Source organism: Erythrobacter fulvus (assembly GCF_028595285.1).
Taxonomy (GTDB): domain Bacteria; phylum Pseudomonadota; class Alphaproteobacteria; order Sphingomonadales; family Sphingomonadaceae; genus Erythrobacter; species Erythrobacter fulvus.
In genome coordinates this window covers 1-13,565 of sequence record NZ_JAQQXQ010000017.1, presented here as the reverse complement: position 1 = coordinate 13,565, position 13,565 = coordinate 1, and the positions used below count along the sequence as shown (strand labels likewise).

Annotated in this window: 16 protein-coding genes and 1 pseudogene; 11 read left to right on the top strand and 6 right to left on the bottom strand. The window is 56.1% G+C overall.

The annotated features are described in order from the left end of the window. A pseudogene (locus OIK40_RS14945) lies at positions 1-108 on the top strand (IS5/IS1182 family transposase); the annotation flags it as partial. Between the two features lie 301 nt (positions 109-409). Here OIK40_RS14945 and OIK40_RS14940 read toward each other — a convergent pair. Then, positions 410-877, bottom strand: coding sequence for a hypothetical protein (locus OIK40_RS14940; protein ID WP_273679162.1), 468 nt, complete (start codon positions 875-877; stop codon positions 410-412). Further along, positions 874-1,176, bottom strand: coding sequence for a JAB domain-containing protein (locus OIK40_RS15130; protein WP_374211825.1), 303 nt, complete (start codon positions 1,174-1,176; stop codon positions 874-876). Before OIK40_RS15130 ends, OIK40_RS14940 begins: the two co-directional genes overlap by 4 nt. Before the next feature lie 51 nt (positions 1,177-1,227). On the opposite strand from OIK40_RS15130, the gene OIK40_RS15125 reads away from it, so the two are divergent. Continuing rightward, positions 1,228-1,398 (top strand): hypothetical protein, encoded by a 171-nt coding sequence (locus OIK40_RS15125; RefSeq protein WP_374211824.1) that lies wholly within the window; start codon positions 1,228-1,230, stop codon positions 1,396-1,398. Positions 1,399-1,451: 53 nt separating this feature from the next. On the opposite strand, the gene OIK40_RS14930 is transcribed toward OIK40_RS15125, so the two are convergent. From OIK40_RS14930 to OIK40_RS14920, 3 genes are read right to left on the bottom strand one after another with little or no spacing between them, the layout of a single operon-like run. Beyond that, positions 1,452-1,976, bottom strand: a complete 525-nt coding sequence (locus OIK40_RS14930; RefSeq protein WP_273679160.1) for a hypothetical protein — start codon at positions 1,974-1,976, stop codon at positions 1,452-1,454. Beyond that, positions 1,931-2,257: a hypothetical protein gene (locus OIK40_RS14925; RefSeq protein WP_273679159.1), complete on the bottom strand. Its 327-nt coding sequence runs from the start codon at positions 2,255-2,257 to the stop codon at positions 1,931-1,933. The genes OIK40_RS14930 and OIK40_RS14925 overlap by 46 nt, the downstream gene beginning before the upstream one ends. 35 nt (positions 2,258-2,292) lie before the next feature. Further along, entirely contained in the window at positions 2,293-2,820 is a 528-nt protein-coding gene (locus OIK40_RS14920; protein ID WP_273679158.1) for a sigma factor-like helix-turn-helix DNA-binding protein, read from the bottom strand. Positions 2,821-2,824: 4 nt separating this feature from the next. Between OIK40_RS14920 and OIK40_RS14915 the strand changes: the two genes are divergently transcribed. The 7 genes from OIK40_RS14915 to OIK40_RS14885 all read left to right on the top strand — a co-directional run bounded on the left by OIK40_RS14915 (position 2,825) and on the right by OIK40_RS14885 (position 10,149). Next, complete coding sequence (locus OIK40_RS14915) at positions 2,825-3,061, top strand: hypothetical protein (protein WP_273679157.1); 237 nt, start codon at positions 2,825-2,827, stop codon at positions 3,059-3,061. A 451-nt stretch (positions 3,062-3,512) separates the two neighbouring features. Beyond that, positions 3,513-4,001 carry a helix-turn-helix domain-containing protein gene (locus tag OIK40_RS14910; protein WP_273679156.1) on the top strand — a complete coding sequence of 163 codons (489 nt, stop codon included), beginning with the start codon at positions 3,513-3,515 and terminating at the stop codon, positions 3,999-4,001. Between the two features lie 504 nt (positions 4,002-4,505). Next, positions 4,506-5,132, top strand: a complete 627-nt coding sequence (locus OIK40_RS14905) for a hypothetical protein (RefSeq protein WP_273679155.1) — start codon at positions 4,506-4,508, stop codon at positions 5,130-5,132. Between the two features lie 676 nt (positions 5,133-5,808). Beyond that, a complete protein-coding gene (locus OIK40_RS14900) occupies positions 5,809-6,489 on the top strand; it encodes a hypothetical protein (RefSeq protein ID WP_273679154.1) in 681 nt (226 codons plus the stop codon). Between the two features lie 263 nt (positions 6,490-6,752). After that, positions 6,753-6,980, top strand: coding sequence for a hypothetical protein (locus OIK40_RS14895; RefSeq protein ID WP_273679152.1), 228 nt, complete (start codon positions 6,753-6,755; stop codon positions 6,978-6,980). Positions 6,981-7,012: 32 nt separating this feature from the next. Beyond that, entirely contained in the window at positions 7,013-7,837 is an 825-nt protein-coding gene (locus OIK40_RS14890) for a COG1470 family protein (protein ID WP_273679150.1), read from the top strand. A gap of 2 nt (positions 7,838-7,839) precedes the next feature. Then, positions 7,840-10,149, top strand: a complete 2,310-nt coding sequence (locus OIK40_RS14885; protein WP_273679164.1) for an SdrD B-like domain-containing protein — start codon at positions 7,840-7,842, stop codon at positions 10,147-10,149. Positions 10,150-11,425: 1,276 nt separating this feature from the next. Here the strand turns inward: OIK40_RS14885 and OIK40_RS14880 are convergent. Beyond that, on the bottom strand, positions 11,426-11,878 hold the full coding sequence (locus OIK40_RS14880; RefSeq protein ID WP_273679149.1) for a helix-turn-helix domain-containing protein: 453 nt from the start codon (positions 11,876-11,878) through the stop codon (positions 11,426-11,428). A gap of 661 nt (positions 11,879-12,539) precedes the next feature. On the opposite strand from OIK40_RS14880, the gene OIK40_RS14875 reads away from it, so the two are divergent. Together OIK40_RS14875 and OIK40_RS14870 are read left to right on the top strand one after the other, a co-directional pair. Next, entirely contained in the window at positions 12,540-12,884 is a 345-nt protein-coding gene (locus OIK40_RS14875) for a PilZ domain-containing protein (RefSeq protein ID WP_273679163.1), read from the top strand. Between the two features lie 413 nt (positions 12,885-13,297). Further along, positions 13,298-13,565 (top strand): transposase (locus OIK40_RS14870; protein ID WP_273679148.1); only part of this gene is annotated, 268 nt, incomplete at its 3' end.

Below are 13,565 nucleotides of genomic sequence, written 5' to 3'. Positions count from 1 at the left end.
AAGCTCAAGGACTGGCGACGGATCCACACCCGTTATGACCGCTGCGCGCACACGTTCATGTCCGCCATCTGCATCGCCGCAACCGTCATCTTCTGGCTGCCGCAATGAGTCCTGAGCCTAGTTCGGAACAGGCGAGGATTTTGCGTCCGGCAAGACGAACTATTCGCGGGTTTGGCTCTCTGGCGCTGATATTGGTCCGGCAGGGGCGCCTGATTGTCGCAAGGCATGATGAAAGCGAAATGATCAAAGCCGATAGCTGCCGCAGCGCAGGGTTCGGCGACAATGCCTTAACCCTCCTGAAAAGGTAGCATTCTGGGATCGATTATATCGCAGACGCTGCCGCGCTATGGCTGGCAAGATAGAATGGGCGTGCTTCGCAGGGTGCGCGGCAGGCTTAGAGGCCTATTTGTCAGGCAGAGCTCTTCAGGATACTTGTGACTGCCTCGCGACCACGCGCGGTCAGCCGTAATGCTCGAAATCCTTCGGCAGGCTCACCATGGACCCGAACGACGAGGTTGGTGGCGATCAGGCCCGCGATCTGGCGCAGGGCTGTATCGTCGGAAATATTCCAGCGCCTACCGCACCCGTTGGGCTCAATATCCATAATCATCTTATCAGAGATGTATAAGTCCAGAAGAATTGCCCAGCCAGCATCTCCTGCGAGTTCAATGGGAAGATGCGCGGCGCGTGTACGCATTCTTTCCCTTTCGCGCCTTGCCGCCGTTACGAAAAGATCACGCATTTCTTGGGGCGCGCCTGCTGCCTCTGACGACCCGGCTTGTGATCTCGGGGCATTTGCCTTCGTCTTTGTTTCGGCGGTCTCAATGAGCTTCTCGAACCTAGCGAGATCTTGAGAAAGCGACAGGTGGTTCGTCATATGAGCCCTCTCTCTTTCATGCTGACCACCTCGCGAGCGCCTACGATAAGATGATCTTCGATCGATAGGCCAAGTTCGTCTGCCTGTCGGCAGAGTGATTGCGTCAGTCGAACATCCTGTTCGCTTGGTTCGGCCCACCCGGATGGGTGGTTGTGCGCCAAAAGGATCTGCCGTGCATCAAGGTTCAACGCCCGCCCGAAAATCTTGCGGGGAGTGAATGCGACATGCGCCTCACCGCCTTCTGCAAGCACTTCTTCGGCGATGACGAAGCCCTCTCTATCCGCAAAGATTGCAACCATGCGCTCTTCTCTCAGATTCCGCATGGTCATGAGCAGATAAGTGAAGAGCGTTTGTCGATCATTCCCGAGACGAGTGCGGAACAATTTCTCGCGCATACCATCGTGAATGAGTTGGCGGATGCCGACAAAGGCCTCGACCCAGTTCTCCCCGACAAGGCATATCTGTCGCAGTTCGGCTTCCGTCGCTTGGGCGATCCGAGCAATCGAACCGAACCGGTATAACAGGCGTGCTGCAAGATTTTCCGGTTGATTGTGAAGGGGTGTCAGGAGCGTGCTCAGATGTCGCTGACTACCGCCTGTTGTCGGCGGTGATGCAGAAAAGTCCCCGCTGCGGTGATAAGCACCGCCATCCAGACTGGCCAGCGCTCCATGATGACGTAGACGAGGGCAGGCATCGGCACTGCGATAGCTCGCAATACGTGCGCCATCACCGCGATCAACTGGACCGAGCCTACCCACAAGGTCCACCAGCGTTCATAGCGCAACGCAACAAAGACGATGCCGGCGAGGGCACAGCAATCAAGGGTGAAGCGGAAAACGTGCAGCCCAGCATAGTCTGCCGCGGTTTCGCCGCCACCAAGCAAAGCGTCCGCTGTCGAGGCCAAAAGCATGGCAAAGTAGATTGACGCGACATGGCGTTCGGGTTTTCCTCCTGCGCGCAAGGCGGCGATGAAAACGACACAGATCAGCAGGGCTTGAGCGAGGAACCGGACCATCACCGGCAGATCTGTCGCTTCATCGCCGCAAAGGCAAGTCAGGCAGCGCGCTGCTCCGCGATGACGGCCGTCTTTGGCGGACAATAGGGCGTTTCCGTGGCACCCATCGCCTGGCCGATGTCGAGCAACTGGCCGTGGACCCTTCTCGCTTCGCCGCGGGCTTCGATCAGTCCATGGATCATCTTGTTGAGATGCAGAAGCACCGACTGCACCTTGACTTCGGGGACGTCCGAGATGTCATGATCTGCAAGCGCGGCCGAGTGCAGGAGGGCGCTTGCCGCGACCAGCGCGTTTGAAATCGTCTCTTCTGATGATTTGAGTTCTCGGACGATGCGGGCGGAAGCGGCGTCGATGGAAAGTGACATGGAGTTCTCCTTTGGCTGTGCAGCCCGGGAGAATTTCAGCTGCTGATCAGGGTCGTGAGCGCGTTGATGCAAGCCACAGAGAGCACGGCGACCATCAAGATTGCAACCGCGCCGCCAAATATGACTGCCAACTTTCCACTCAGCCCCAAATCTGACGGCGTCAGCCCCGGGCGCAGCCAGACCGGATCACGTTCCCACGACGCACGCGCGTCAAAGGAGATGCTGTCTTCGAAAACCAGCGGTCTTTCCGTCGGCTGCGTCGTGGTCTTTGGCGCATCTCCGGGCAGCTCACCTAGTATGATCAGATCATCTATGGTGCGATCATACATGGTGTCCCGGTTATTTTCTTCGCGCCAGATGACATAGAGGCGAACCAGATCTGAGCGCGGGATGCTGCCAAGTCGAGCGCGCACGGCTTCGATACGCTTGTCGATGGTGACTGGCGATACGCCCAGCTGCAACGCGATTTGTTTCGACGTCAGATGCAGCGCCGCGAGTCTGAGCGCGTCGTGCTGCTTTTGTGTAAGCGAATCAAATACGAGGAAGGCAACTGCTGGCGCCATAAACGTGACCGTAGGGCGTTTGCAGCCCCACGGCAACGCTGCCTCACTCGGCAGTTTGTTGTGCGCGCAGCGCGAGAAGTTTATCGAGAGCGGTGGAAAGATCGATGGCGACGAAGACGAAACCATGCTCGTCGCACTCATTGAGCGCAACTTCAATCAGGGCAATGGCCCTGTCGATTGCTTCCTGTTCGCTCTTTTTATCGGTTTCCGTCATCTGGCAAAAGATATCCCGGCGCGCTGATAGATGCCAAAACCATGGATAAGCAAGCCGATAATGGTTAACTGCGTGAGATCATGCGTTAGAGCGCTAAAGAGAGCGCAAATCGAAGTCGCCGACGTCCCATTAAGGCTCAATCTGGTTCGCATCATTTTCATCGGCGAGGTATTCCTTCGGGTATTGGGCGATCCGCACGGGACTGTGCCATTAAATTCGGATCATGATGAATGAGCGATGACGCGGCAGAGTTCTAATGGACGCCGGCATGCTGGATTTTCGAGATGATCCTGAGAAATAGCAAATTGTGTCCATCTGGGGATATCCATCGTGGGCGCTGGCAATGAACCGGTGCCGTCTATACGCAGTAATACGGATTCGCGGCGAGTCGCTGATGAATTAACCGTGTTTTGGTAACCGCTCGTCGCAAAGCCGGTTAGGTATTGTTCCGGATCACCTTTCTCTCAAGGAGGCGAAGTTGGAAGGTCTTCACGTGAATGCGCAGTCGAGCCAAGCGGGCCGCGTTCCCTCGGTTGGTCAGTTCGAAAATACCCAAGGTATTGCCGATCGCATGGAGGCCCTGGCGATTGAGCTGAGAACAATGTCTGACCACGAGCTTGGGACGGTCCCCTCCAAGCAGACGCTTGCCGGGCTGGCAGGCAAGATCTATTCCGCCCGCCGCAATGTAGACGAAGTCTTTGGAATGCAGGGCTTTGCCATATCCCCAGCTTGGGACATCATGCTTGATCTCTATCAGGCCGACTGCAAGGGTAGCCAGATTTCGGTGACTAGCGCATGCATCGGAGCGGCATGTCCGGCCACAACCGCCCTGCGGTGGCTCAATGCACTCGAGGAAATGCTCCTTATCGACCGCCGGCCTGACAGCGACGATAAACGGCGTTTCGTGGTCGAGATCAGCGAGCTGGGCCGCTTGAGGGTGGAGCAAGCGCTTAGGTGTCACCTTTAAGGCAGGTCTGTCTCTTACAGGGCTCGCATGGCGCGCAACGGAACTGTGATGGCTGGCCTATAGCCCTTGCTCATCACAGGCTGAATGTATGTGCTAAAAATCGCTTTGTTCGCTGGAGCAAGTTCACGACGGGTTCGGCTGATCTGGTCAGTGCGCCCTGCCGACTAATGATGGTCGCGCAGAGCGGCGCAATCGATCGATTCTGATATTTTCGTCATGTGATGGATCGATTGGGGTGGATGGACGGGCGCCAAGCCGATCTTATGATCAAGGCGCGCATAAGCTGCGAACCTAATCGGTTGCAGTGTCTTCAGGCAGCGCTGAGCTGCCTGGCTTCATCTTATCGATAGACTGCGGTGATATCGGATGCCCGGCGCAGAAGTGCTTCAGGCGCGCCATTGAAGGTGGCAAAAATTCATAATGAACGCTTTCGTAACCATTAAGGGAATATACGGATCTCCACGCTCGACCCTTTAGACGAGCAATCTAGATTGGAGATGCACCGTGATTGAGAAGACAAAATACGTCGCACTGTTTGTGCTTGCTATGGCTGCTTCACTACCCACTGGGGCGCAGGCGGAATCGAGGTTTGTGACCGGAACCGACACGCCGCTGACGGCCAGCGCAAATCTTGACTTCACCGTCACCATACCGAAGTTCGTCTATGTGCGCATCGGGACCGGCACCAATGCCGCGAACAATACCACTGTCGACAATCTTGTCTTCAACGTGCCTGCTGCCAATGTTGGTGACGGAACGGCCGTCTCCGGCACTGGGGGTGATTTGACGAACGGCACTGTCACAGCGCGCGTCACCGGCAACAATGGCACCATTGCGTTCAGCTCCACGACCCTTGGGCCCCTCAACAATGGTGCGGGCGACACAATCTCGTGGTCGCAGATGAATGTCGCTGTCGCGACAAGCACGACGTCCACCGCGCTGGCGCACCCGACCCTAGTTGACGGTGCCACCACGAGCATCAACCTCACGCCCACGACTGGCACCAAGGTCACCAATCTCGACGCTCGCTGGACGTTTACCTACCTCAACCAGAATGTCGTTCCGGCCGGTACTTATGGTGGCGTTAATGCGCAAAATGGCCGTGTGACTTACGCAGTGTCGATGCCCTGAATTCCTTGTCTCAGCTGGGCCGAGGGATATTTTTCCTCTCCCCGACTAAGGGTTTGCCGCCGTCCCCGAGGTGGTCTGTCCAGCTCATCATCGAGAACTGGGGCACAATGAACTACTTTGAGCCCCTCACATTGACGGAGCCAATCAAACTTAAGAACCTCCGCACCACACCGTTCTTCGCACATGCGCAAACCAGAGGGGGTGCATGTGAAGGTTGGGGCCAATTTCGGGTTCTGGGGGCGTTGCTCTGTATGTGCGGGGGCCCTCGCTGCATGTGGGGCGCAAGCTGAGTCACGGTTCGAAGTGACGGCCTCTGAACGGGTCGAGACGAAGGCGCATCTCGATATCACGATCATGATCCCGCATGCCGTCTATTTGGAGCGTCCAGGAGAAGATGCTGAGACCGGGACGACCGAAGTGTCCTTGCCCGTGAAGTCGAAAGACGATTGGGCGTCGGATCCCTTTATCGCCAAGTCTAACGCTGGAACTCTTGCATTTTCTCCCTTGATAAAGTCCCGCTGGCAATTGGCGGGGGCTTTCGCGCGCAAGGACGATCGCGCCTCCGCGAGCACTTCTGAACCGGATAGTGCATATTTGGTGGCGACACCTTGAATTGACCGCAGAATAACGTGAAGGTGGCATCGCTACGTATTCTTCCGGAGTAAGGCACGCAGACATGGACAAGCGCATTTCCACGCACGCCTTCAAACTCGCAGCAGGTCTTTTGGGTCTTCGTTCGCATTTTCGGCGAGCTGTGATTGCCGGCCTGGCGCTGGGCACTCTGGCTCAAGCCCAGGCCGCGCAAGCTTATGTAATCACCATCACCGGGGGGCCTCGCTCCATTTATTTGCAGGTTGGCGCCGGCGGCTACACGGGGGTCTACACGTCAGGCGGCAGGCCTGGCAACAATTCTACGGTCAATGTTGTGTCGGTAACTGTTCCGTCGGGTGTTGTTGGCTCAGGCGCGCCGCAAACAATGGCGTCGAACAGCAATGTTTCTCAAAGCCCGATTGATGGCTTCGTGTTCTGCAATCCTCCGTCGCAGGTTTACATCGGCGCCTGGTCCCGCCCTGGGCCCGGATCTGGTGTGGCGACCCTCACGGTTACCGCGCCCGCCAATCTGACCAGTGGCGGTGACGCGATCCCTTTTAGCCAGATCAGTTGGGTCATGTCGGGTAATGGTGACACAATTTTCCAGTTTCCCAACGGATCATTCACAGGCGGCACGCAAGTTCTTGCTACTTTCCCGGCCAATACGTGGAAGGAGCAGTGCATGACATTTTCTTATGCTAACACACTTGTCCCGGCTGCGGGCACCTATTCCGGTCGCGCAACCTACACGCTGAGCCTCCCATGAGGCGCTGCAGTGCTGTGTTGCTTTTGCTTGCCGGATCCGCGGTGATAGTCGCACCCGTGGCTGCTCAAGATGAGGTGCCGTCAGCGGGCGTGTCGCGTGCCTACAGGGTGGATGACAGTGGGACTGTCGTTCTCGATCCCGTTCTCCAGATGCAGTGGCAGCCGCCGGGACGCAGCGGTTCGTCATCTATTGTTTCTGCCTCCACTCGCGTGAGTGTCCAACTCAATCTTGGTTCCTGGGTTGGGCGCTCAGGGCGGATATACATGACCTTGCCCCGCACGGCCGGACCCACGGTCCGCGCTACGTGGCGGACCGGAGGAACCTTGCTTGCCGGTTCGCTCGTATCGGGTGATCGCGCGCTGGTTTACGCGGGTGCTGTGACGGGCCCAGTGATCCGGGACCTGATTGAAATGAGCCTGCAGACTGACGGATCGCGCCTTGCGCAGCCGGAAGCTCTGGCATTTGGCTTCGAAATCGAGCTGGATCGATGAGGGACACGTTGCGCTTTTTTTGCACATTTATAATGAAGCTGGCCACGTTGACGGCGATGCTGGCAGTTCCGTTTGGAGCTGTGATTGCGGAAGATTTTGCTCTTGCGGTGTCGCCTCCGCGATTTGAGCTCTCCGCCAAGCCGGGGGAAACGGTCCGCGCAGTTGCTGAGCTGAGCAATCGTTCCGATGGTTCGACTGAGCTGACTTTTGCCACGGCTGAATGGGATCTGACACCGGAAGGTGGCGTTGTGCTGAGCGAGGTGCTTAAGCCCGGTTCTTGCCGCCCGTGGGTGGCTATTGAGCGGCGGCAGACGCTTTTGCCGGGACGCACGCAGTTGCGCTACCGGTTCGAGGTTACGCCGCCGGCCGATGCGCCTGCCACCGAATGCCGTTTTGCAATTGTCATTTCGGGCGGCGAGGAGGAGGTGTCCCCAACGGAGAATGTCAATTTCCCGGTCAAAGGCCAGATCGCTCTGATAGTCTATGTTGCCGTGGGCGATGTGAAGCCTGCGCTCAAGATCGTCAAAGCCGATGTCATTGAGCTTAATGGTTTGCAGACACCCGTACTAATGGTCGAAAATACTGGCAATGCACACGGCAGGCTTTCGGCCTTTCTGAGTGGTACCGATGCTACGGGGTTGAAGCGGGAGTTCTCACCCTCGACCTTGCCGATTTTGCCAGGCGAGACGAGGATGATCGCTCTCAACCCGGACACGGGTGATGATACGATCGCGTCGCAGGCTGCCGGCATGAGCGATACAATAGCTGCAAAGCCTATCATTTTTCCTCTGGCTATGAGCGGCACGATCAATGACTCGGTCAATTCGTTCCGGTTCGAAGGGGTATTCGAGCCTTGACCATGGGCCACAAGATCCACATCCGGATCTGTAATCGGCTCTGTTGCAGATTTGGTATTCGGGTGCTGATCGCGGCCAGCGTGGTCATACCCAGTCTGGCTAGTGCGCAGAATCAAGAGGATTCAGACATAGGCGCTCCAGCTTCTTCCGAAGCTTATGTTGATCGCCTGATTGATGACGGTAACCTGGAGCTTTCGCTAACTTCCGAAGTGGTTCGGGTCACAAACACAACGGGCAATTTGCGTTCGCTGGTGGCGGAGTTGAACGGGGCAAGGATCTCCTCAACCTCCAACGCGGATAGTATCGATACTTCGCCATTCGACAATGTGCAGCAGGAAGCCGGGGTTCTCGTATCTGCCAGATATCAGACTGACAATTTCGGATTGCTTGGTTTGGATGCGCAGCTTGGCCGGGGATCGCGTCCTGATCCATTCGCCGTGGCAAACGGCGACCGCTGGACCGGTTTGTTCGAACTAACCAGCAGCGGTCTTCCGTTGGGCTCAGGTTGGCTTATCGATAGTGCGTTAGGAACGACGTCGACACCACTGATCGGCCTTTTTGACAGGCAAGCGCGGTTCTTTTTGCCTGTTACCCCTATCTTGGGGGGGGCAGTAACCTTTGACGCCTATCGGCCTGTCGCGCCGGGGGAATCCTTTTCCGACCCGAAGCCATTTGCAAGCTTCAATCTTTCCGTAGGCGAGCCCGGTTTGCTAGGCGGCTTGCTTCTGACCGACTATACAGGCCTTTCAGGATTGCTGGTTTCAGCAGGAGGCCAGTCGGAATTGTCGCCAGGTCTGACGGCCGGTGTCCAAGCCATCGCGGTTGATGATACACGCGACCCCTTTGCTGTCATCCTCGGTAGTTCTGATCCAGGTGGTGACACGAGGTTTGTCAGCTCGCGCGCGATCGTAGGCTCGATGGGCTTGTCGCGGCAGAAGTTTCGCCTCCAGGCAAATGCGGTCTGGTCAACCCGTTCGAGCAATGGAGTTGCACCGTCAGAATATCTGGCCGATGGCGACGCTCATGGCGCATCTCTTGACGCCGTCTATCGCAGCGGTCGTAGCATCCATAATGGCGGAGTTTACTATTTCGGCCCCGGATTGACTTGGGGAACATCGGCGATCCTCAGCAACGCCTTTGGTGCATATTATCGGTTTTCGACCTCCTCTCAGCGGTGGCGTTGGACCTTCAATATTGATGCGATCGATTCAGTCGACAGCACCGGTTCAAGCGGTGTCGTTGTCAATGCGGATTTTCGTCGAAATATCGATTTCAACTCCGCGGTTGGGGTCAACGCAAGCTTGCGAGTGGCCAATGGCCAAAGCGCTGGCCAAGTTCTTGGCTATGTCGATTTTGAAACGGGGTTTGGATCGTCACGCGCCGAAGCGGGCTGGAGCTCGGATCGTCTTTCGAACCTTTATCGTATCGGTTTTATCCAGAATTGGTCGCTCCCCCAATCTCTGCCGGCGGGCAGCAGGCTCAGCACCCAGATATCCTACCAGCATCGCAGCCAGTCGGACCAAGCATCGCAGGTACTCAATCGCGATCTGACAGAGAGCGCCGACAGCTTCGGCATCGCGATGAGCGCTGGGCTTATGCCCATCAAGGACACAACTATCGATGCGACGTTTGCCTATAGTTCAGATGCCAGCGCGACGGCTGCGGAGTTTTTCGGTCCGTTCCAGTCGACCGGTGTTTCCTTTGGCACCTTAACGTCGCAGCAAACCGAATCGTTCTCAGCAACACTGGTTGCGTCAGCAAGACTCTCACCGAGCTTGAGCCTGTCCGGCACTTACACTGATGCGACCTCCAGTCTGATTTCACGCTTTGGCATTCCGCTGTTCGGTTCCCCCTTGGGGCTGAGCGATGATCAGCTCGATGATCTGCGACGAAGTTCGTTCCGATTACGGGCGGCTTATCTCACCTTGCGCTATTCCATTTCTGCTGGCCGGCCATCCGGTTTCATGGGCGCCCGGGAATATCCCGTTGGAGGTTTGGGGAAACTTGAAGGCAGAGTTTTTCTGGATGAGAACAGAAATGGCAAATGGGATCCGGCAGAGTCTGGTGCTCGGGGAATTGTCGTCATCCTCGATGGGATCCAGGCGGTGCGGACGGACGACGTTGGTCGTTACAGATTTGAAGGTGTCGCCGACGGAACGCATCGGGTGACAGTCAATGCCGACAACCTTCCTCTTCCATGGTTTATCGAGGCGAATGACAAGGAAGGCATCGGCGAACCATTTTCTGCCGAAGTCGAGATCGGCGTCAGAGGAACGACAGTGCTTGATATTGCGGCTCTGCAAAGACCGTAAAACCGCGCAGGGACAAAGCATTCCGTCTTTCTGTGAGGTTCGGCACACGGCCACAATGCAAGGGAGCACTCTGCTGCACTTGTCCTTGCTCGCCAGATGGCAGCATCCTGCTATCTGACGGGGGTGATGGTCGTCGTTTGTGGCCGGGCACGCGTTGGCGCGTTAAGGTTTAGTCTTGGCCACTGGCAGGCCTTGACATTCCGAGGCTTTTGCCATGTCGAGCAGAAGCTGGGAAACAGCTTCTGAAATGTAATTCACCCCTAGCGTGTCCTCGATTGCATCGCAAATGAGCACAAACACGGTTGTTCCCGACGTCGGTGCGCTGGTGACTGCGGGTGTGAGCTTTGCCACGGCCGCTTCAATCAAGGCGCGGCGTTGTGCTCCGTCAAGATTTCCCAATTAATGCACCTCCCGAACGCGGGCCGTAAGACCGGGTAAATTCGGTTCGAACAATCCCTCGAGCAGAAAAAATAGCCTGCCTGCCCCTTTCTCAATTCCGATGATCCAGCACTAATTGTTGCTCATACTTGGTTAGGCTCATCGCTTTTCAGCACTAACGGCAAAACCCTTATGCGCGGTTAACTTTGTGCTTACGAATAAACTTCACGATCGCCAAGGACGCGAGTTTTCATTAGCCGGCCTCGCGCGATTGAAGGTGTCCGGCCGGCTCAAATATTCGCTCTTCGGCGAGGTGGGTGGGGATTGATCGTTCCTTATGAGGAAAGTTGTCTATGCATGGGCGCTGAGATGCGCACCATCCGAGTTTGGGGCAAAGTTGGTGAGGCTAACGGCTTGGGCGCGTGCGCAGGGCTAACAAGATCGACAAGTCTCATTGCAAGCCCATGGAACGATGCGCGATCGGGCGAACCAAAATGCGCGCGCCAACGGAATGCAAACGTGTTGACGGGAAATCGGTTGAGGCTCTCCTCACCAACCTGACCGATGACGACATGCTGATTGAGGCTACGCCCGATCAATCGTTCAGGTTACATGAGATCTTCATGATCACGGTTGAGCGCGATTTCATTTGCCAATGCTATGCGATCCGCAAGCATCAAAACCGTTTGGGGCCACTACTAAGGATGTTCATACGCGAATCGGTCGTAAACGCCTTGGCGCGACGGTTTCCTCCGACCTGCAATGCTGCCTGAGAATTAACCCGTTTGCCCCCAGGCAGCCCGAGTGTGTGCAGAAAATACGTCCGGGAGGCTTGCTTTGACAGTAATCGAACCGCCCTTCTGATTTTGGCCACGGCAAGGGCATGAAGCGAGAGCGTTTATCGCGAGACTTCCTCAAGGTAACGTGTGATACTTTCATAGCCTTCGGGTGTCAGTCGAAGCAAACGCCGCCTGTTGTCGCTCGGGTCCTCTTCTGATCTGACCAAGCCTTCCTTGTCGAGTACTTCGAGCCATCGAAGGGCTGTTGCCGCCGAAGCTCCAGAACCGATTGTCGCGCTCTTCACGCTGACGCTCTCGTTGTGTGCCTGGTGGATGTAAAGGTCAAGCAAGATATCCCAGGCTGGTTCACCGAAGAGTTGTGTGTTTTCGAAATGCCTCCCGCGCTTTCGGCGTTCCTCGTAAGCGCGGACCGCGGCCTCCAAGGCAGTCTCCTGACGAGAGGTGACGCTCAGCCGGATATCCTTGGACGGTTCAATCCCGGCCTCTCGTCTCATTTCATCAAGAATGACTTGAGCTGCTTCAATCTTCGTCGCTAGCAACTTTACGTCCATAACCGCTCACCTGAAAGATGCTGCATGAACTTCAGCTTGACCATGGCTGTGTAGCGAGCGCCGCTCACGCAGCAGCTTCAAGCAGCACGATTCTATTACCAAGCTCTGGACCCCAAGGATGATGAAATTGCGGAAAATCGTCAAGCTTTTTCAAAGATTTTAGAAAGAATTTTTCTAGTTCAGACCTTTCGTGCCTCGATGGAATGGCCATGTATTGGTATGTGCGACGGAAAATTTAAACCTGATCGGTGCACAAGGTGAAATTGGATCGATAGAAATTTGAAAAATTTTCACCAATTGTGTTACGATTTGTTATACTGTTAATAATATCGCCCCACTCTCTTCATGTTCCGCCGGCTTTCTGGTGGCAGAACTAGTGTTTTTCGCAAACTCCGCTGCCGCTGTCCTCCCTTATGGCAACGAAGCGTGGGGCCTGTGACATAGAGCTTGGGTTGCAAAGATTGATCAAGCGCGAGCAGCCATGAGCATAGGATGCTGCCCATGCGGCTTTTGTCGCTGCCCTTGACAATGTTCGTTGGTCTGGACCGAGCGGCCACTAACTTTTTTTTACGGCCATCGGATAGGTGTTTCGTATCAAGGAGGCTGGCCGTTGTCTGGATTCGGAAAGAAACTGACTGTTCGTGCAGCGCCTGAAAAGCGCATGTCAGCCCGTACCCCTTTGGGAGCGGGGGCAGTTGTCATGACAACCGCTTCTCGAATGTCCGCAGTTATGATCGACATTTCGTCGAGCGGTGCTGGTCTTGCCGGTTGCGTGCCGCCACAACGGGGCCGAGATGTACAGCTTAGGGTCGGCGGATACACCTTATTTGGTCAGGTGGTCTGGAGGCGGGACGAAACCTTCGGCGTCAAATTCGAAGAGGCGCTCACCGATGACGAGTGGACGATAGTTGATGCGGCGATCAGGGAGGTAGGAGAGCAGAAGTGTATGTCCAATTGCGAAGTCACGCTTCTCGTGAACCGCAATGACGCTCTTTCAGAGCAATGAGGCTTCCACAAATCGCCAAGTCGGCTTGACGCTTCGGGACGTCCATGAGTTGGGCGACAGAATTCATAAAGAATTCATTTAATTCATTCTTGGCCCGCGCTGGCGCGTTTTCTCGTGAGGCGCCCACTTGTAGGCTGGCTGCGGCTAAAGATGCACCGACGCAAGGTTTTGATCCCAGGGCGGACCGAAACTCTTGACCTGAAACCGCAGTCCTTTCAGCGACGCATGACACATCGGGACACCTCGAAGAACCCGCTGTTTTCGGCCTGATGGGGGCGCAAAGGGTCTGATCGCGGTCTTTGTTGTGTGAGGGATGGTTTTTTCGGCCTCGTTTCGATGGTTTGCGGGGCTGATCTGCCCCCTTCTGAGTGGCCCAATTTCTATTTTAGAATTGGCCACGAAGGAGGAATGGAATGGCAAGGAAGCACAGGCCGGAAGAGATCATCGGCAAGCTGCGTGAAGCGGAGATCGTGCTGGCACAGGGCGGGACGGTGGCCGATGCGTGTCGTCGGATCGGCGTCACCGAACAAAGCTACTACCGCTGGCGCAAGGAATATGGTGGCCTGAAGATGGACCAGGCTCGGCGTATGAAAGAGCTGGAGAAGGAGAACGCCCGGTTGCGCAGGGCGGTATCGGACCTGACGCTCGACAAGCTGATCCTGCAGGAAGCTGCCAGGGGAA